Annotated in this window: 19 protein-coding genes; 13 read left to right on the top strand and 6 right to left on the bottom strand. The window is 62.4% G+C overall.

Annotated features, from left to right (window positions below; translation table 11 throughout):
• Positions 1–38: 38 nt before the first annotated feature.
• The gene (locus M1R55_RS13790; RefSeq protein WP_249392311.1) at positions 39–287 is read right to left on the bottom strand and encodes a hypothetical protein; all 249 of its coding nucleotides are present in this window, start codon (positions 285–287) and stop codon (positions 39–41) included.
• Between the two features lie 134 nt (positions 288–421).
• Here M1R55_RS13790 and M1R55_RS13785 point away from each other — a divergent pair, with 134 nt between their 5' ends.
• The 7 genes from M1R55_RS13785 to M1R55_RS13755 all read left to right on the top strand — a co-directional run bounded on the left by M1R55_RS13785 (position 422) and on the right by M1R55_RS13755 (position 6,626).
• Positions 422–673: a hypothetical protein gene (locus M1R55_RS13785; protein ID WP_249392310.1), complete on the top strand. Its 252-nt coding sequence runs from the start codon at positions 422–424 to the stop codon at positions 671–673.
• A gap of 144 nt (positions 674–817) precedes the next feature.
• On the top strand, positions 818–1,858 hold the full coding sequence (locus M1R55_RS13780) for a rod shape-determining protein (protein ID WP_019010543.1): 1,041 nt from the start codon (positions 818–820) through the stop codon (positions 1,856–1,858).
• A 166-nt stretch (positions 1,859–2,024) separates the two neighbouring features.
• Positions 2,025–2,456 carry a 3-hydroxyacyl-ACP dehydratase FabZ gene (gene fabZ, locus M1R55_RS13775; protein WP_249392309.1) on the top strand — a complete coding sequence of 144 codons (432 nt, stop codon included), beginning with the start codon at positions 2,025–2,027 and terminating at the stop codon, positions 2,454–2,456.
• A gap of 91 nt (positions 2,457–2,547) precedes the next feature.
• Positions 2,548–3,693, top strand: coding sequence for an LptF/LptG family permease (locus M1R55_RS13770; RefSeq protein WP_249392308.1), 1,146 nt, complete (start codon positions 2,548–2,550; stop codon positions 3,691–3,693).
• 84 nt (positions 3,694–3,777) lie between these two features.
• On the top strand, positions 3,778–4,944 hold the full coding sequence (locus M1R55_RS13765; protein ID WP_249392307.1) for a glycosyltransferase: 1,167 nt from the start codon (positions 3,778–3,780) through the stop codon (positions 4,942–4,944).
• 169 nt (positions 4,945–5,113) lie between these two features.
• The gene (locus tag M1R55_RS13760) at positions 5,114–5,809 is read left to right on the top strand and encodes a polysaccharide deacetylase family protein (protein WP_371827113.1); all 696 of its coding nucleotides are present in this window, start codon (positions 5,114–5,116) and stop codon (positions 5,807–5,809) included.
• A 76-nt stretch (positions 5,810–5,885) separates the two neighbouring features.
• Positions 5,886–6,626: a trans-aconitate 2-methyltransferase gene (locus M1R55_RS13755; protein ID WP_249392306.1), complete on the top strand. Its 741-nt coding sequence runs from the start codon at positions 5,886–5,888 to the stop codon at positions 6,624–6,626.
• A gap of 268 nt (positions 6,627–6,894) precedes the next feature.
• Here the strand turns inward: M1R55_RS13755 and M1R55_RS13750 are convergent, their stop codons facing one another.
• Positions 6,895–7,833, bottom strand: a complete 939-nt coding sequence (locus M1R55_RS13750; RefSeq protein WP_249392305.1) for a transglutaminase family protein — start codon at positions 7,831–7,833, stop codon at positions 6,895–6,897.
• A gap of 105 nt (positions 7,834–7,938) precedes the next feature.
• On the opposite strand from M1R55_RS13750, the gene M1R55_RS13745 reads away from it, so the two are divergent.
• A complete protein-coding gene (locus tag M1R55_RS13745) occupies positions 7,939–9,981 on the top strand; it encodes a thioredoxin domain-containing protein (protein ID WP_249392304.1) in 2,043 nt (680 codons plus the stop codon).
• Positions 9,982–10,108: 127 nt separating this feature from the next.
• Here the strand turns inward: M1R55_RS13745 and rpiA are convergent, their stop codons facing one another.
• Both rpiA and M1R55_RS13735 read right to left on the bottom strand, forming a co-directional pair.
• Positions 10,109–10,807, bottom strand: coding sequence for a ribose 5-phosphate isomerase A (gene rpiA, locus M1R55_RS13740; protein ID WP_249392303.1), 699 nt, complete (start codon positions 10,805–10,807; stop codon positions 10,109–10,111).
• On the bottom strand, positions 10,800–11,312 hold the full coding sequence (locus M1R55_RS13735; RefSeq protein WP_249392302.1) for a peroxiredoxin: 513 nt from the start codon (positions 11,310–11,312) through the stop codon (positions 10,800–10,802). Before M1R55_RS13735 ends, rpiA begins: the two co-directional genes overlap by 8 nt.
• Positions 11,313–11,609: 297 nt before the next feature.
• Here M1R55_RS13735 and deoC point away from each other — a divergent pair, with 297 nt between their 5' ends.
• The 5 genes from deoC (at position 11,610) to M1R55_RS13710 (ending at position 16,646) form a co-directional block, all read left to right on the top strand.
• A complete protein-coding gene (gene deoC, locus M1R55_RS13730) occupies positions 11,610–12,272 on the top strand; it encodes a deoxyribose-phosphate aldolase (protein WP_371827112.1) in 663 nt (220 codons plus the stop codon).
• A gap of 46 nt (positions 12,273–12,318) precedes the next feature.
• Positions 12,319–12,942 carry a Maf family nucleotide pyrophosphatase gene (locus M1R55_RS13725; RefSeq protein ID WP_249394219.1) on the top strand — a complete coding sequence of 208 codons (624 nt, stop codon included), beginning with the start codon at positions 12,319–12,321 and terminating at the stop codon, positions 12,940–12,942.
• 25 nt (positions 12,943–12,967) lie between these two features.
• A complete protein-coding gene (gene mreC, locus M1R55_RS13720; protein WP_249392300.1) occupies positions 12,968–13,777 on the top strand; it encodes a rod shape-determining protein MreC in 810 nt (269 codons plus the stop codon).
• Between the two features lie 194 nt (positions 13,778–13,971).
• Complete coding sequence (gene mreD, locus M1R55_RS13715) at positions 13,972–14,526, top strand: rod shape-determining protein MreD (RefSeq protein ID WP_249392299.1); 555 nt, start codon at positions 13,972–13,974, stop codon at positions 14,524–14,526.
• The gene (locus tag M1R55_RS13710) at positions 14,523–16,646 is read left to right on the top strand and encodes a penicillin-binding protein 2 (RefSeq protein ID WP_249392298.1); all 2,124 of its coding nucleotides are present in this window, start codon (positions 14,523–14,525) and stop codon (positions 16,644–16,646) included. The genes mreD and M1R55_RS13710 overlap by 4 nt, the downstream gene beginning before the upstream one ends.
• 143 nt (positions 16,647–16,789) lie before the next feature.
• On the opposite strand, the gene M1R55_RS13705 is transcribed toward M1R55_RS13710, so the two are convergent.
• Entirely contained in the window at positions 16,790–17,188 is a 399-nt protein-coding gene (locus tag M1R55_RS13705; protein ID WP_249392297.1) for an OsmC family protein, read from the bottom strand.
• A 218-nt stretch (positions 17,189–17,406) separates the two neighbouring features.
• Positions 17,407–17,877, bottom strand: a complete 471-nt coding sequence (locus M1R55_RS13700; RefSeq protein WP_249392296.1) for a transposase — start codon at positions 17,875–17,877, stop codon at positions 17,407–17,409.
• Positions 17,878–17,895: the final 18 nt, after the last annotated feature.

Raw genomic sequence — 17,895 nt, 5'->3', positions numbered from 1 at the left:
GTGGGGCAAATCGTGGAACAAGACAAGCAACCCCAATCTCAATCGCCTAACACCCGCGCCAATTCCTCTTCTATCCCCCGCCCCCGCCACCCCGACTCTATAAACAGTGCCTCTCCCCCATCCCAGCGCAGAGATGCACCGATCACGGCCCCGCCAGCAATCGCCAAAGCAGCGGCGGTCAATTCGGGGAGCGGCGCGGCAGGCAGCATTCGGGCAACAGCGTTGCGGAGAGTGTGAGACAGGGGCAGGGGTGGGCGGGTTACACGGACGCGGGCAGGCAAAGACACGCGGGCCAGTGTAGCGGCTAAATGCCGACACCGATGATTCACCAACGGTGGCAATGCTGCGTTTTCACCCTGTTCCCACCCAGCCCAACTAGAATGCCCCGAATGAAGGTTTTGTTAGAATCGCCGGAGGTCTGGTGCGCGTTGTCGCGTGGATCTTAACCCTGCTGTTGGTGCTGTTTGGGCTGGGGCTGGCCGCCCTGACTCTGGGCGCTTTTGCGGCGCTGAGTGCGGGTGCGCCGCTGTGGTTGCGTTCGGTGGGCAGCCTGGAAAGTGCCATGAGCGCCGGGCTGGGCTGGGCCGATATCCCCGGCTTCACGCGGGCGCTGGTGCTGGCCGTGCTGACCAGTGCCGTCGCCGCGTTGGGGGCATACATCAAACCCCGCTGAACGTCGACCAATAGGGGTAATTTTAACTGGATGAGTCGTGGTTTAAGCTCTCCTCATGCCCCGTGATAGCATGACAGGGTTTTGCGCCCGGTCAGGATCTGAAGCCTGCGCCGAGCTTCCCCAATTGGGAACCGGAGGAAATGCGTGCGGTTGTCTGAAGATATTGGCATTGATCTGGGAACGGCGACGTTCCTTATTTACAGCAAGACCCGTGGTTTGGTACTGCAAGAACCCAGCGTGATCGCCATGACACGCGACAGCAAGCAGGTCAAAGCGGTGGGCGAGGAGGCTTACCGCATGATCGGGCGCACGCCGGGCGGAATTGTGGCAGTGCGGCCCATCAAAGACGGCGTTATTGCTGATGAAGGCCTCACCGAAAAAATGATCACCATGTTCCTGCAAAAAGTGCAGGGCAACGCGGGACGCCTATTCGGGTTCAAGCCTCAACTCATGGTCGGTGTACCCAGCAACGTCAGTGACGTGGAAAAACGCGCCGTGCTGCGGGCCGCCCTGAACTCCAACGCCAAACGCGCCTTCCTGATCGAGGAACCGCTGGCCGCCGCCATTGGCGCGGGCCTGAAGATTGCCGAGCCGATTGGCAGCATGGTCGTGGATATTGGCGGCGGCAGTACCGATGTGGCTGTGATTTCTCTGGGCGGCATCGTGGTCAGCGAATCCATGCGGATCGCGGGCAATGAGTTCGATGAAAGCATCATCCGCTATGTGCGCCGCAAGCATAACGTGCTGATTGGTGAGCGCACCGCAGAAGAAATTAAGGTGAAAGTGGGCGCGGCCATGCTGCTGAACGACGGCGAAAGCCTGACCGCAGAAGTGCGCGGGCGCGATCTGGTCAACGGGTTGCCCAAAACCATTTCGCTGGACAGCCATGACGTGGTGGAAGCCCTGTCGGAACCCGTCTCCAAAATTGTGGACTGCGTGAAGCGCGTGCTGGAAATCACACCCCCTGAACTGGTCAGCGACATTATTGATCGGGGCATCGTGATGACGGGTGGGGGCAGCCTGCTCCGCAACTTCGACGAACTCTTGCGTCAGACCACCGGGATTCCCGTTGCTGTGGCCGAAAACGCAGTTGAAGCCGTTGCGGTAGGCACAGGCATGGCGCTGGAAATGATTCCGGTGCTGGGCGACAGCCTCGTGTCGAGCGACAACTACTTGCGCCGCTGAACAACGTCTGAGAGTCGAGAGTTTCAGGGTCTAAGGATTTTAGGGCGAGAAGTGGGCGCGGGCCGGATAAGATGGCTGCGCCCGCTTTTTGGCTTAGGCTGCAACGTCTGCTCTGTTCTTAGACTCTTGACCCTTAGATCACGCCAACGCCCCCAACAGGAGCCACATGACCGAACCCCTGCTCATCCAAGACATCCTAAAAATCCTGCCTCACCGCTTCCCATTCGTCATGATTGACCGCGTGCTGAGCGCAGAGAGCGGCCTCGTGCATGCCGTCAAAAATGTGAGCATCAACGAGCCGTTTTTTACCGGCCACTTTCCCACTGAACCTGTGATGCCAGGGGTACTGATTGTTGAAGCCTTGGCGCAGGCGAGCATGTTCTGTATGCGCGAGCAGATGGAGCCGGGGCAGATCGGCTATCTGGCGGGCATCGAGGGCGCACGCTTTAAGCGCAAGGTGATTCCGGGGGACGTTCTGCACCTGCACGCCAAACTGGAATTCTTGCGCCGGGGGCTGGGCAAAACGACCTGCCGCGCCGAGGTAGACGGCATGGTGGCCGCCGAAGCCACGATTCTGTTTGCTGTGGCGAAAGGGTGAGGAACGTGGATTGTAGAGAGTGGATCGTGGAGAGTAGCGAACGCCCCACGATCCACGATCCACGATCCAGCCACCGGGCCAAAGGCACCCCATGACCCGCCTCTCCCGCTACGTCACGCTAGAGCTGCTGCCGCCGCTCCTGGCGGGCGCACTGCTATTTACGGCCATCCTCAGCTTCGGCTACTTCTTTATTTCCAGTCAGTGGCTCACGGGCGTGCCGATTGGCCTCGTGGCCCGCTGGATCGGCTTCCAGATGCCCGATACGCTGGTGAAGGTGCTGCCAATGGCGGTGGTGCTGATGACCGTGGTGGCCTTCGGACGGCTGGCGACCGAGCGCGAACTCGTGGCGGTGCAGTCGGGCGGCATCAGCCTGGGGCGGGTGGCGCGGCCCGTGTGGGCCACGGCGGCGGCGGTCACAGCCCTCTCCATCTGGCTGTCGCTGTGGGTAGCTCCGAGGGCTAACATAGAAACGCGCGGCCTGTACTGGGACGTTCTCACGGGCGCGGGCCTGTCTCAGCTCGTGGGCAAAACGGTCGATCTGGGCAACAATCTGACCCTTTCGCTGGGCAGCTACGACGGGGCCAAGCGCGAACTGAAACAGATTCGGCTGGAACAGTGGTCAGCTGACGTGCCCAAGCAGGGCCGGATTATTTTTGCCGACGCCGGAACCTTTGAAAACAACCGCCTGACCCTGCGCGGCTACAGCGTCTATTCGGTGGATTACGCGGCGGCGGCGCAACTCTCCAAGGTGTCCGAAACTGACCCACAAGCCTTCCGCGAAGCCGTGCAGGCCGTGTTTCCCAGCGTAATTTTGCCCCCCAAACCTTCTGACACATTGGTCATAGACACGGGCCTGAGCCGTAAGAAAACGCTGGCGACCTATGCCGACGCCATCGGCGCAGACGGCGAGGGTTGGAATGAATTGATGGCCGTGCTGAACGACAAGAATGCCAAAGCGTCCGAGCGTCAAACGGCCCGCGTGAACCTGAACCGCAAGCTGGCCCTGCCCTTCGGAAATCTGGTGTTGGCACTGGCCGCCCTGCCGTTTGCCCTGCGCTATGGGCGCACTTTAGGCGTGTCCCTCGGCCTTGCCCTGATGATCGCGGTGGGCTACTACCTCGTGTTTTTTCTGGGCCTCACGCTTGCGCCGCTGCTGCCCGGTCTGCCCGAAGTGGGCGTGTGGCTGGCGAATGTGGTATTCGCAGGGCTGGGGCTGGCACTGTTGAGGCGGGGATGAGGCAGATTGTGAGATGTGGGAGGTTGGTTGTAGGGTATGGGATCGTGGACCGTGGACTGTGGAGCGGAGCAAGCGGCGGCGCATATGCCTGAGCTTTCCCCTTCTGACCCGCTGCGGGCACTGATCGTTTCAGCCTCGTTTGGGAGTGGGCACCATCAGGCCAACGACGCGATAGACCGGGCACTCCGGGCGGCAGGAACTCCGCTGGATGTGCGGCACGCCGACTTTATCGAGTACATGACTCCTGTGGAACGCCTGTTTACACTGCATATCTACGACTGGTGGTTGCGGCACGCGCCGGGCATGTACCGGGCCTTCTATGACTGGACAGACCGCGAATCGGAACCCAAGGCGCTGACCAACGTATTTACGTGGCTGGGCAGGCGCGGCATGCTGCGCGATGTGGGCGAGGTGCGGCCCGAGGTGGTGGTCAGCAGTTACCCCACGCCTACCGCGCTTGCCAATGCCGCCCGCATGCGGCTGGGGGCAGACTTTTTGAATGCGCTGGTGGTCACCGATTACCGTGTGCATCATCACTGGGCGCGGCCCGAAGCCGAGTTGCTGATGGTGGCGACGGATGAGGCGCAGGAACAGATGGCCCGCTGGAAGATTCCGCCGAAGAGCGTGGTGGTCACAGGTATTCCGATTGCGCCGATTTACCGCCAACTCATCGGCTCGGATCAGGCGGCGCTGCGGGCCGAACACGGCCTAGACCCAGAACTCCCGCTGATTTTGCTGTCGGGCGGCGGCACAGGCGCTTACCGGGCGCTGGGCCGCGTGCTGACCGAGCTGGGTGGGCTGGGGCGGCGGGTGCAAGTGCTGGTGCTGGCCGGAGCCAAGGAACAGGGCGTCACGCGCCTGGGCGGGGCCACCATTCATCATCTAGGTTTCACGCGCCGCTTTCCGCAACTGCTGGCCGCCTCCGATCTGGTGGTGGGCAAGGCGGGCGGCCTCACGGTGGCCGAATCCACCACATTGGGCGTGCCACTGGTGGTCTACGAACCGATTCCGGGGCAGGAAGAACACAACGCCGACTATCTGGTACGGCACGGCGCGGCCCTGTGGGTCAAAGAGCAGAACCAATTGCGCGGCTCTGTTCTACACGCCCTGGACTCCAGCGAACGCGCCCGCCTAAGCGCCGGAGCAATGGCTGTGAGCAAGCCAGATGCGGCGGAGCGGGTGGCGGCGGCGTTGCTGGGTAAACTGGGCAGAGAACAGGCAAAACCGTTGGTGGTGAGTGGTCAATGGTGAAGCCGAAGCCCTCCGATTCCCGCCCCTTTGGACAAACGTCAAAGGTACGTTCATCTTCTGACCCCGACTTCTGTTGCCACTCCTTTCAGTCAGATTCGCTTCCGGCTTATCGCGATTTTTTATGAGTGGGAAGGGCAAAAATGGGGTGCGGCTCCGAACATTGGGGTTGGTGAGCGCAGTGGGGGCCGTCTATATTGGCCTGCCCTATGTGCTGGTGCAGCGGCTGAATCTGGGAACTGTGCGGCAGGGCACAGGGGCAGAAAAAACCTTTGCCCTCACCTTCGACGACGGGCCAGACCCGACCACCACACCTGCCGTACTAGACGCGCTCCGGGCGGCCAATGTACGGGCCACCTTCTTTGTCATCGCCGCCAACGCCGAGGCGCACCCCGACCTGATGGCCCGCCTACTGGCCGAGGGGCATGAGGTGGAACCGCACGCGGCGCGGCATGTTCATGCTTGGATTCGTTCACCTTGGGGCGCATTACTCGATCCTGTTCGGGCCGCCCGCCGGGTGAGTGCGTTGACGGGCCGGGCCGCCCGCTTCCACCGCCCACCACACGGCGCGTACACGCTGGCAACGGTGCTGGGGCAGCGCGTGGCAGGCGTTACGGGCGCACACTGGAGCGCAGAGGGCGGCGACTGGGAGCGTGGAGCGAGTCCTGAAACAATGCCCGCCCAAGTGCTCTCCAAACTTCACCCCGGCGCAGTGCTGGTGCTGCACGACGCTGGCCCCGGCGCACGCGTGACCGTGCCTGCCCTGCCCGAACTACTGCGGCAAATGCAGGAAGCGGGCTGGCAGGCTGTCCCACTGGGAGAGTTGCCGGGGATCAGGGTGCGGACTTGGCGGGATGTGGTGCGCTGAAAGTGGTTCCAATGCTGGCGACTCAAGGGACTTGCCCCACACCCCACTTCCCGCCCAAAGCATCTACCCTGTCCCTGTGAACTACGACGATTTCGCCGACCTGTACGATCATCAATACGACATCTACCGCGATGACCTTCACTTTTATGCTGGCGTGGCCGAGCGCACGGGCGGCCCGGTGCTGGAAATTGGCGCAGGCACAGGCCGGGTCACGGCATTTTTGGCGCGGCGTGGCGTGGCGGTGACGGGCATAGAACCCAGCGCACGCATGATCGAGCGGGGCCGGGCGCGGGCGGCGGCAGATGGCCTGAGCCTGAACTTCGTGCAGGGTGACGCGCAGACCTTCCGGCTGGAGGAACGCTTCGGGCTGGCACTCGCGCCCTTTAATGCCCTGATGCACCTCTACACGCCGGGTGAACAATTGGCGGCGCTGCACAACATTCACGCGCATCTAGCACCGGGCGCAGCCTTTGTGTTCGACCTGTATTTGCCCCATTTTGGCAAAATGAACACGGTGCGCCACGAGGGTGAAACCTTTTACGCCGCAGACGGCTCGCGCACCGACGTATTTCTGGTGCAGCGGCACGACAAGCCCCGCCAGCACATCACCACCGAGTACCACGCCGATACGGCCCACACCGATGGACGCCTGACGCGGCGGCATTACACCCTGACCCAGCGGTATTACACCCGTTTTGAAATGGAATGGTTGTTGAGACACGCGGGATTTGAAGCCCCACGGGTGACTGGCAGCTTTCACGGCGGCCCGCTGGACACCCACAGTGAAGTGATGGTGTTTCAGACGCGGGCCATCTAACACATTTTTAATAAACAGTGGGTTAATTCAAAGTCTGTGTGAGATTTATAGGAATTTTCATACATATAGATGATGACTCGGCAAGTATTTGTGACACAACTGTGACACTCGTCGTGTTAACTTAAACGTATCAGCGCACTGAATACATAGCGGGCCGGGTGAAGCCCGTGCGCACGGAAGGCTGGCCTTACCTGGGGTCGGCCTTACCTTTTTGTGGGCTAGAGCGGGTGCGGCGGCCTACGCAAGCCGCCACACCTGTTCACATAGCCTAGAAAATGCGTGGGTTGGGGGCGTCATCCAACGTCGTTTCGGGGCTGGTTTCATCAGCCCAGACCTTCATGTGGGTCAGGCGAGCGCTGCCGAACGTGGTCGAGAAGGCCACGTCGCTGGCGTCGCGGCCCTGCGCGATCAGCACACGGCCTGCGCGGGGTTTATTATGGCGCGCATCGAAGGTGCGCCATTGGCCGTCCAAGAATGCCTCGAACCAGGCGTGGAAGTCCATCGGCACAGGGTCGGGCACAATGTCTATATCAGGCATGTAGCCGCAGACATAGCGGGCCGGAATATTCAGGGCACGGGCAAACGCCACGCCCATATGTGCGAAGTCGCGGCACACGGCGCGTTTGCTGTCGAGGGCCTGCTTGGCCGTAGTCGAGGAATTGCTGCCGTAGCCGTACACGCATTCATCTTGCAGGTAGTCGCTGATGGCCTGCACCTGCGCCCAGCCGCCCTGAATGTGACCGAACCGCTCCCACGCCTCGGCACTCACGAGGTCGCTGTCTACGTAACGGCTGGGGAGTAGATAGCCGATGGTGTCGTCGGGCAATTCTTCCACGTTCATTTTGCGGAGGGCAGGCAAAATGGGATCGGGGTAGCGGGTAATTTCGGCAATCAGGTCGTGACCGATGGTGAGGGTTCCCGGCTGGGCCAACATGCGCCACACCGTATTGCCGTGAGAATCGGTGTAGGTGTGGACGCCCTGCGCCGCGCCCAGCGCCCGCTGATCGATGATGCGCTGGCGGGTTCCAGTGGGATCGAGACGGTCTTGCGGCTGCACCACAAACAGCATAGGCGTAGGAAACGGCACGTCGAAGGTTAAGGAAAAGCCCGCGCGGACGCGGACAGGGTTTTCAAAGGGGGCGACTTCTGAGGTGTTGCCTAAGGAGGTATTTGCAGCGGAGGGGTGGGCCGGGTCGTGCGGTGCCATATGCCTATAGTGTGACGGTTTTTCAAGGGGACAAGGAGGGGAAGTCTACGCTTGCCTAACGTTGCCCAAATTCACGGCCCCGGCACGGCGGGTTAGCCTGCAACTATGAACCGCCTCGCCGCCGAATCCAGCCCGTATCTGCTGCAACACGCCGACAACCCGGTGAACTGGCAGCCCTGGGGCGAAGAAGCATTTGCCGAGGCGCGGGCGCGGGACATTCCTGTGCTGCTGAGCATCGGCTATTCCACCTGCCACTGGTGCCACGTGATGGCGCACGAGAGCTTTGAGGACGAGGCCACCGCCGCGTACATGAACGCCCATTTTGTGCCGATTAAAGTAGACCGCGAGGAGCGCCCGGACGTAGACGGCGTGTACATGGCGGCGACTCAGGCCATGACCGGACAGGGCGGCTGGCCCATGACCGTGTTCCTGACCCCCGATGCCGAACCCTTCTACGCGGGCACCTATTTTCCGCCACAAGACCGCTACGGCATGCCCAGCTTTGGCCGGGTCATGGCAAGTGTGGCAAACGCCTGGGCTACCCAGCGAGAGAAAATGCTGGCAAATGCTGAGGCGTTGGGCGATCATATCCGCGAAGCGAGCCGCCCGCGTGTGGCAGAAGGCGGGGAATGGCACCTGACGCCCGACTTTTTGGCGCAGGGCGTGGACAATTTGCGCCGGGCCTACGACAGCACACACGGCGGCTTCGGCGGCTCGCCGAAGTTTCCGGCCCCCACCACGCTGGACTTTTTGCTGGCGCAGAACAGCGGGCGCGACATGGCCCTGCACACCCTGAAAATGATGGGCCGGGGCGGGATTCATGACCAGTTGGGCGGCGGTTTTCACCGCTACAGCGTGGATGAACGCTGGCTGGTGCCGCACTTTGAGAAGATGCTGTACGACAACGTCCAACTGACCCGAACCCTCCTGCGGGCCTATCAGGTCAGCGGGGATGAGGAATTCGCACGGCTGGCACGCGGCACGCTGGAGTATCTGGAACGGGAAATGCTGGCCCCGGATGGAGGCTTTCACAGCGCACAGGACGCCGATACCGGGGGCGTGGAAGGCCTGACTTTTACGTGGACGCCGGAAGAAGTGAGGGCTGTACTGGGCGACGAGCCAGAAACCGACCTGATCTTGCGTTTTTACAACCTGACCGACGTAGGCAATTTTGAAGATCCGCACCGCCCCGACGCAGGCAAGCGCAACGTGCTGCATGTCCTCACGCCGTTGGACGCTTTGGCCCGCGATCTGGGCGAGCCGGAAGAAGGGCTGCGGACACGGGTAGATTCTGCCCGCGCCCGCCTGCACGCCGCCCGCCAACTACGCCCGCAACCCGGCACCGACGACAAGCGCCTGACCTCCTGGAATGGGCTGGCCCTGGCCGCCTTTGCCGACGCTGCCCGCATTCTGGGCAATCCACATTATCTGGACATTGCCCGCCAGAACGCCGACTTTGTGCACCGGGAGTTGCGCTTGCCCGACGGCACCTTGCGGCATACCTTCAAGGGCGGCGTGGCCCGCGTGGAAGGCCTGATGGAAGACCACGCCCTGTATGCGCTGGGGTTAGTGGCGCTGTTTCAGGCGGGCGGGGACACGGCGCATCTGCACTGGGCGCGGGAGCTCTGGGTCATCATCCGGCGGGAATTTTGGGATGAGGAAGCGGGCCTGTTCTACTCTACCGGAGGCAACGCCGAACGCCTGCTGACGCGCCAGGCACAGGCTTTCGACGCCGCCGTGCTGTCGGACAACGGGGCGGGAACGCTGCTGGCCGTGTGGATGCACCGCTATTTCGGAGACGAGGCCGACGAAGCGGTTGCCCGCCGGGTTGTGGAGCGTCACCACGCCGATTTGCTGGCCGCCACCGGGGGATTCGGAGGATTGTGGCAGGCAGCAGCCTTCCTGCTCGCGCCGCATCTGGAGATTGTCATTATCGGCACGCCCGCCGAACGTGCGCTGCTGGAGCGGGTGGTGGCCGCCCACGCCCTGCCTTACGCGGCACTGGCTTTTGCCGAGGCCGGAGCTGATCTGCCTGTGCTGCAAGATCGTCCGGGCGGCGGCATGGCGTATGTGTGCGTGGGCCATACCTGCGACCTGCCCACCGGTGACCCGGAGGTGCTGCGGCGTCAATTGGTGGGGCTGGATTGAGGGTGGAGTCGCGTGTAACCCCCCCCGTTGCTGGCGCAGCCATCTCCCCTTAAAGGTGGAGACTAAGCTCTTGCGCTCACCTTCAGGGGGGATGGCTGCGAAGCAGACTGGGAGTTGACCTAGCAAGTCAGTCCTGCCGCACCAATTCCCGCACTCCGTCCAATCCCGCCACGAACGCACGTTCGGCCATGCCCAGAAAGAACCCGGTTTCGATGACGCCGAGAGTGCCTTTCAGGGTGCGCTCCAGCGCCAGCACATCGCCGGAAGTGGGCAATTGCGCGTCGAAAATATAGTTGCCGTTATCGGTCAGATAAGGCTGTGCGCCGGGTTGCCGCAGCCGTCCGCCGGGGCAGAGCGTCCGCAATCGTTCAATGGTGGACAGGAAGCCGAAGCGGGCGATTTCGATGGGCAGGGGGGCTTTTTCGCCCAACCGCAACACGATTTTGGTGTGGTCGGCAATCACGATAAAGCGCCGCGCCTGCACTTCGGTCAGTTTCTCGCGCAGGAGTGCCCCGCCCAGCCCTTTGATCAGGTTGAGATCGGGGTCGATTTCGTCTGCCCCGTCTATGGCGATGTCGAGTGGACGCGGGTCTAGAGGTTCCACTGGAATCCCCACCTGCCGCGCCAGCACGTCGCTTGCTTCGCTGGTCGCCACGCCCACAATTCCGGTCAGTTCGCCCGACGCCAGCCGCCGCCCAATTTCTTCTATGGCGTATTTGGCCGTGCTGCCCGTGCCGAGGCCCACGCGCATACCGCTCTGTACCAATGCCGCCGCTCGCACCGCCGCTTCCCGTTTCAGAGCTTCCAGGCCCGTCAGTTCAGACATGGCGGGCCTGATCAGCTTCGATGGCGGCGGCCACCGCGTCGGCGTGGCCTTCCACTTTCACGGCCAGCCACGATTTCACCAGTTTGCCCTGTGGATCGATCACGAACGTCTGCCGCTTCACACCATCGCTGGTTTTGCCGTACAGCGTTTTGGGGCCATACGAGCCGATTTCTTTCATAAACGTGGCGTCCGGGTCGCTAAGCAGCGGGAAGGGCAGGCTGTATTTTTCGGCAAAGGCTGTGTGGCTGCCCGCATCGTCGCGGCTGAGGCCCAAAATGGCCGCGCCCACCGCCCGCAGCGGCGCAGAATCGCGGAAATCGCAGGCTTCTTTGGTGCAGCCGGGCGTGTCGTCCTTGGGGTACACGTACAGAACCACATATTTGCCCGCGTAGTCGGCCAGCGCGTACGTTTTGCCATCGGCACCGGGCAGCGCAAAGGCGGGAAAGACTTCGCCGGGTTGCAGGCGGGAAATTTCGGGGGTCTCGGGAGCGTCGGGCGTGGTCATGGCCGTAGCGTAGAGCATTTGGCAAAAAGTGGGAGCTTGGTTGGGCGGCGGGAAGGCGTCTAGGGATCAAGGGTCTAAGGAAGGGCGGAAGGGCAATCGCTTTGCCTACGCGCCGTTAGCCCTCGCCCACAGGAGGCGAGGGCGGCTGCGTTAGCAGCGGGGTGAGGGGTGTGAGCGTCAGCAATTGCCTTTCTTAGACTCTTACCCTTCGACCCTCGACCCTTAGACCTAGCCCCTCTCCCCCACTCTGGGCAAGTCATTTACCTTTCTTACCCTCTGCCGCGTAACATGGGCAGCGTGAAGCTCGCCCCGTACATTGACCATACTTTGCTTAAAGCCACCGCCACCGCCGAAGACATCCGCACCCTGTGCGCCGAGGCCCGCGAACACAACTTTTATGCCGTGTGCATCAACCCCGTCTATGTGCCGATGGCCGCCTCAGAACTGGCGGGCAGCGGCGTAAAAGTCGCCACCGTGTGCGGCTTTCCGCTGGGGGCCGTCAGCAGCGACCAGAAGGCGCTGGAAGCCCGCCTGAGTGCCGAAGCCGGGGCCGATGAAATCGATATGGTCATTCATATCGGCGCGGCGCTGGAAGACAACTGGGACGCCGTAGAAGCCGATGTGCGGGCCGTGCGGCGGGCCATTCCGGAGCAGGTGCTGAAAGTGATTATTGAAACCTGCTACCTGACCGACGACCAGAAACGCGGCGCTACCGAGGCCAGCGTGAAGGGCGGCGCGGATTTTGTGAAGACCAGTACTGGGTTTGGCACGGGCGGGGCTACCCCCGCCGACGTGCGCCTGATGCGCGACGTCATCGCGGGCCGCGCCCAGATCAAGGCGGCGGGCGGCGTGCGCTCTCCTGCCGACGCACTGGAAATGATCGAAGCAGGAGCTACCCGCCTTGGCACATCGGGCGGCGTGGCGTTGGTGGCAGGCGAAAAGACCGGCGCAGGATACTGAAGTGACCGTGCCAGAGGCAATCCCTCTTGAAATCATCCTTCCCGAAGTGATTCTGGCTTCGGGCAGCCCACGCCGCCGCGAATTGTTGAGGAATCTGGGCGTGACTTTCCGGGTGGTCGTCAGTGGCGAGCCGGAAGACAGCCCCGAAACCGATCCGGCGCGGCTGGCAGCAGAATTGGCGATGCTGAAAGCGGGAGCGGTGGCCGCCCTACATCCGGACGCCGTGATTATCGCCGCCGATACAGTGGTGGCCGTAAACGGGCAACTGCTGGGCAAGCCCGCCGACGCCACCGAGAATCGGGCGTTTCTGGAAGCCTTGTCGGGTCGCACGCATCAGGTTTTGACGGGTGTGGCGGTGCGGTCTGCATCCGGTCTAAACTGCGAGGTAGAGCGCACCGACGTGACCTTCCGGCCCCTGACCGCGCAGGAAATCGCCTATTACGCGGCCACAGGAGAGGGGCTGGACAAGGCGGGCGGCTACGGCATCCAGAGCGTAGGCATGGCGCTGGTGTCGGGCATTCAGGGCGACTATTCCAACGTGGTGGGCTTTCCGCTGACGCTGGTGACCCGGTTGCTGCGGGCGGCGGGCGTGCCCGTGTGGGGCCAACTGAATTCCGCTCATCTTGCTGCCGACTCTCTGCCCCAACCTGTCGGGGTGTCCTCGGCGTGACCCGTGTGGGCATTTTCCAAGCAACATGGGCCGTTTCACATTCAGGCGCGGCATGAAAGGCTGGCGTTCCGTGCTGCTGGTGTACGGCGGCCTGCTGCTGCTGAGCATGGTCGCGACCCGCTTTCAGGTGATCATGCCCACCGCTATTTCGGGTTCGGTGGCCCCGATTACGCGCATTGGCGTGGTGGCCGCCGATAATCTGCGCCGCGCCTATACCACTGTAGTCAACGAGCGCAATCTGGCGGGAGAAGTGGGCAGTCTCCGCAAGCAAAACGACGTGCTGCGGCAGCGCAACGAATTGCTGACGCGGGAAGTCTCGCGCCTGCGCCAGGTGATGCAGATCACGGCCACCCAAGCGCCCAACGCGCTCGGCATCGCACAGGTGGTGGCCGTAGACCCGAGTCCGCTCTTGGCCCGCATTACCCTCAACCGGGGCACCGACGATGGCGTGCGGGTGCGAATGCCCGTGACCGTTCCCGGCGGTCTGGTGGGCCAGGTGACGAGCGTCAGCAGCAACCGCGCCACGGTAGTCGCGCTGGTGGACCCCGAAAGCAGCGTGGGCGTGACCTTGCAGGGCAACCGGGGCGGGCGCGGAATGGCGGTGGGCGTCTCTCCAGATCGTCTGCGGGCGCAGTTTTCGCGCAGTGTACCCGTCAAGGTAGGGGACGTATTGGTGACCAGCAGTTTGGGCGGCGTGTACCCAGTGGGCATCCGGGTGGGTACCATCGAAAGCGTGCTGCCCCTCGGCCCCAACGACGTGAACCGCACCGTGACCGTGAAGCCCGCCATAGATGTGGGTGTCGTAGAGGACGTTACTATTCTGGAAGGGCTATGAGCGCCGCCGCCGTCTGGAGATGCCCACCCACACTGCAATTTTCAGCAGCGGTGGGCGCTACCATAAGACAGGTCTATGGTTGAGCTGCCTGTGATGTCCGCCGTGTTCGGCTGTGTTCGTGTGTGTGTTGTTCGTGTTCCTATCTCCCGCTGCCCCCTGACCGACTTTCCCGGTACCACACAGGTTTTTTACCTATGATAAGACGTTCCGGCAGAAATACCGGACTGGCTCCGCGTGGGCCGGGACGCTGGGTGGGCGTGGTGGTGTACGTGCTGCTGCTGCTGATCGTGCAGGGCGTGTTGTCGCGCTTGCTCGATCCCCTCCGCATTCCGGCCCCCGACCTATTTTTGCTGACTGGTGCGGCGTTGGCGTGGCGCTTGCCCCCGGTGCAGGCGGTGGTGGCAGGCTACGGTGTGGGCCTTATTCAGGACGTACTGGGCGGCGGGGCGCTGGGGCTGCACGCGGCGGGCGTAGGAGCCGGCGCGGTGTTGGTGCTGCTGGTACGGCGTTACGTGGGCGACTCAGGCATTTTTCAGGCACTGTTTACGGTGCTGGCGGCCACCACTGGGCAATGGCTGGCCTTCTTGTTCCTCACCTACTGGCTGCGCTCCGATTTGGTCACGGTGGACACCCTGCGCCAAACGGTGCCGCTGGCACTGCTGAGTACGCTGCTCATTTACCCGTTCTGGAACCGCCTCGTCACCTGGGGGATGGGCGAACGGCCCGGCCCAGAGGACGGGTTGTCATGAGTCGGGCGCGGGCAGGAGACGTGATTGACCGCCGCAACCGTATTCGCAAAAAGGCGGGCGGGGCCGCAGTTGGCACGGGCGGGCGGGGCGGCGCAGGACGCATCGGCACCAAAGCGCAGGTCAGTGGTGCGCCCGCCGTGCAGTGGGTGGCGTTTGGCCTCAGTCTGGCGCTGGCGGGGCTGGGCTTCCGGCTGTACCAGTTGCAGATTACGCAGCATAGCCAGTTTGCGGTTCAGGCCGACAGCAACTTTCAGCGCGACGAGGTGATTCCAGCCCTGCGCGGCGAAATCCGCACGCGGGACGGGGTACTCCTGGCGACCAACCGCCTCGCCGTAGACCTGATCTATACCGGACGGCGCGACCCCAAAGACCCCGAACAAGCGTTTCCGGCGTGGGACAAAATCGTGTATCTGGCGGGCATCCAGCCCGATGTGCTGAGCGGAGGCCAACCCCGCGAACCCGACCGCACCAAAGAAACGGAGACGGTTTTGGCCCGCAACATTCCGCAGGACAAGCTCTCGGCGCTGTACGAATACACGGTGCTGATTCCCAGCCTGGAACTACGCGAGCGTGTGGAACGGGTCTATCCTGAGAATAAGTTTGCGGCGCATGCACTGGGCTACGTGCTGGAAGCCAACGAGGAACAGGTCAAAGAAGGCGGCTACACCATAGGCGACCTGGTAGGCGTGTCGGGGCTGGAATACAGTCTTCAGCAGACCTTGCAGGGCAAAAACGGCCTGCGCCGCCGCGAGGTGACTGCCAACGGCAAACCCCAAACAGACCGGGTGCTGACTGCAGGCCAAAAAGGGCAAGACGTGACTCTGACCCTGGACAGCCGCCTGCAACGCGCCGCCGAGCAAGCCCTGCGCGAAGGTTTGGCCGACGTGAACGCGGGCCGCCTGAAGTATGCCCAGCCGCCCGAACCGCTGACACGCGGCGCCATTATTGCCATAGACCCACGCACCAACGAGGTCTTGGCGATGGCCAGCAGCCCCACCTTCGATCCCAACTGGTTTTCCCGCGTACCCAGCCCCGACAACGCGGCCAAAACAGCGGCCCTGCTGTCGAGCAGCCTTGACGCCGTGATGCAAAACCGCGTGGTGCAGACCTTTGACGCGGGTAGTGTGTTTAAGCCCGCCAGTACGCTGGCCTACATAGAACGCTGGGGCAACAAGACCTTCAATTGCCTGCCCAGCATCCGGTACGGCGGCCCGCGCTACAACTGGCACCGCAGCGGCAGCCTCGGCAACGTAGACGGACGGTTGGCGATCGCCTATTCGTGCAATACGTGGTACTACCAGGCCGCCATAGACGCCGACCCCATCACCTTTGCCAACTACCTGGGCAAGCGGGCCGGAGAGTTGGGCTATGGCCGACCCACCGGGCTGGAACTGGTGGGCGAAAAGAGCGGGTATCTGCCCACACCGCTTAATTTTTCCGACACGTATAGGACGGCCAACCTGCGGCGCAAGGCTGCCGGAGAAGAACCCCTGGTGTATTACCCCGGCCAATCTCTCAGCTTTGCCATCGGACAGGACAGCCTGCTGGTCACCCCCGCACAGGTCACGTCGGTGCTGAGCACGATTGTGAATGAAGGCAAGCGCCGCCCGCTGACGCTGGTGAAAGCTGTGGCTGGCAAGCCCTCCCCCCACCCGCTGCCCGAACAGGTGCCGGGAAAACAGGCCGACTTCCGGCTGGTCAAAGAAGGCATGAACATTACGACTGCCGGAACGACCCCCTGGGGCACGGCTCAGCATGTGCTGGGGCCGCAGTGGTTCCCAGTACGCACGGCAGGCAAAACCGGAACCGCCGAAAACGGCCAGAGCTTCCGCAAGGGCTACGCCTACACCAACGCCTGGTATGAGGGGTACGGCCCCATAGACAATCCCAATTTTATGGTCGTGGCTTTTTTCCAGAACGGCGGCGAAGGCTCCGGCCCGGCCCTGAACGCCACCGCCAAAATGTTCGCCACCCGCTGGTGCCTGACGCTGGATGAGCGCAATCACGCCACCGGGCCTCAGCAACCCTGCATGGGCGAACTGGACAACATGCATAAGGTGATGAAAATTCGGGCGCAGCGGGCCGCCGCCACCGCCGCGAAGGGAACGGCGGGACAGTAGTTGGGGGAATTGGCTGTTGGGTTTGAACGCAGAACAGTCTAAAGGTCAAGGGGCGAAGAACGGCCTAGGGCAAAAGCCAGAGCTTCTCCTCTCTCCTCAGTCCCTCGACCCATTGACGCCCTTCGCCCTCCTCACGCCAACGCCTACCCCAGCCGAGTCTCCAACAGGATTTCACTGCTGATGCTGGCCGCCACCGAGCAGTATTTTTCGTGGCTCAGGTGGGCGGCTTTGCTCAGCGCGTCGTCGGTTACACCCTCCCCGCTGGCAATGTGCCGAACCGTGATCGTGGTGTAGCGCTTGGGGTCGGTGTCGGCCCGCTCGCCTTCCACCTCAATTCGGTAACTCGCCAGTGGGGTGCGGCGCTTTTTCATGATTTCCACCACGTCGTAGGCGGTGCAGGTCGCCAGTGCGCCCAGCAGGGCTTCCATCGGGGACACGCCGATTTTGGTGGGGCTGTTGTCGATCAGAAGTTGGTGGCCGCTCTCGCTGACACCGAGGTAGCGTTGCTCGCCCAGCCAAGTCACGTTCAGGGTCTTCTTCATGACCCTAGGCTAGCGTCTAGGCGGCGTGGGGCAAAGTCAGCCAGCACGCCCCGCTGCTTACGACCTACACGCCTCAGAGCATTTCTCCGAATTACAGCGTCAGAAAAAGACTCCTGACGCTTCCATTCTCCCAGATACTCGTTAAATTCACTCTCTTCGTTCGGTCAACAGCAGACACCTCTTTTGACAACTGCTCTTAAGTACACCGCATTTAACATCTAGATAAACTTTGCCCCAAGAATCTTGAGCCCAGTCATGAGCGCGGCCCGGAGCTCAGTCACGGCGTTGTCACAACGACGCGGCATCAGAATCCCCTTCAACTTCCGCCACACCTCCTCAATGAGGTTCAGAAAGGGCGCATAGGGTGGAAGATACCGAAGGAACAGCCCCTGCTGTTCCCAAGACGCGCGTTGTTCCCTGAGTTTCGCGCTCCTGTGAAAGGGCGCGTTGTCCAGGACGACGACCGTGAGCTGGTTCGGGTCACCAACCGAGGCCAAGGTATTCAGATATGCGATCACCTGATCCCCGTTGCAGCTGCCTTCCAGTTCGCGAACTTCCAGCACTTCTTCGCAGGCGTGCAGGCTGTAGGTGCCGATGAGGTTGATTCGTCCAGAGGATCCCCACCGAGTGGGGATTTCAAACTGCTGCCCAGAACCTCGCTTAAACCACGTCGCCCCCACCGACAACATCAGAGAAAGTCCGGTCTG

It is taken from the genome of Deinococcus sp. QL22, assembly GCF_023370075.1.
In the GTDB taxonomy this organism is placed as follows: Bacteria; Deinococcota; Deinococci; order Deinococcales; family Deinococcaceae; genus Deinococcus.
The sequence above is the reverse complement of the archived record's forward strand: the minus strand, read 5'-3'. Positions and strand labels throughout refer to the sequence as shown.

Coding starts and splice junctions, on each gene's coding strand:
- fabZ (WP_249392309.1), top strand. CDS start 2,025: ATGACCGAACCCCTGCTCATCCAAGACATCCTAAAAATCCTGCCTCAC.
- M1R55_RS13770 (WP_249392308.1), top strand. CDS start 2,548: ATGACCCGCCTCTCCCGCTACGTCACGCTAGAGCTGCTGCCGCCGCTC.
- M1R55_RS13765 (WP_249392307.1), top strand. CDS start 3,778: ATGCCTGAGCTTTCCCCTTCTGACCCGCTGCGGGCACTGATCGTTTCA.
- M1R55_RS13750 (WP_249392305.1), bottom strand. CDS start 7,833: ATGGCACCGCACGACCCGGCCCACCCCTCCGCTGCAAATACCTCCTTA.
- M1R55_RS13745 (WP_249392304.1), top strand. CDS start 7,939: ATGAACCGCCTCGCCGCCGAATCCAGCCCGTATCTGCTGCAACACGCC.
- rpiA (WP_249392303.1), bottom strand. CDS start 10,807: ATGTCTGAACTGACGGGCCTGGAAGCTCTGAAACGGGAAGCGGCGGTG.
- M1R55_RS13735 (WP_249392302.1), bottom strand. CDS start 11,312: ATGACCACGCCCGACGCTCCCGAGACCCCCGAAATTTCCCGCCTGCAA.
- mreC (WP_249392300.1), top strand. CDS start 12,968: ATGGGCCGTTTCACATTCAGGCGCGGCATGAAAGGCTGGCGTTCCGTG.
- mreD (WP_249392299.1), top strand. CDS start 13,972: ATGATAAGACGTTCCGGCAGAAATACCGGACTGGCTCCGCGTGGGCCG.
- M1R55_RS13710 (WP_249392298.1), top strand. CDS start 14,523: ATGAGTCGGGCGCGGGCAGGAGACGTGATTGACCGCCGCAACCGTATT.
- M1R55_RS13705 (WP_249392297.1), bottom strand. CDS start 17,188: ATGAAGAAGACCCTGAACGTGACTTGGCTGGGCGAGCAACGCTACCTC.
- M1R55_RS13700 (WP_249392296.1), bottom strand. CDS start 17,877: ATGTTGTCGGTGGGGGCGACGTGGTTTAAGCGAGGTTCTGGGCAGCAG.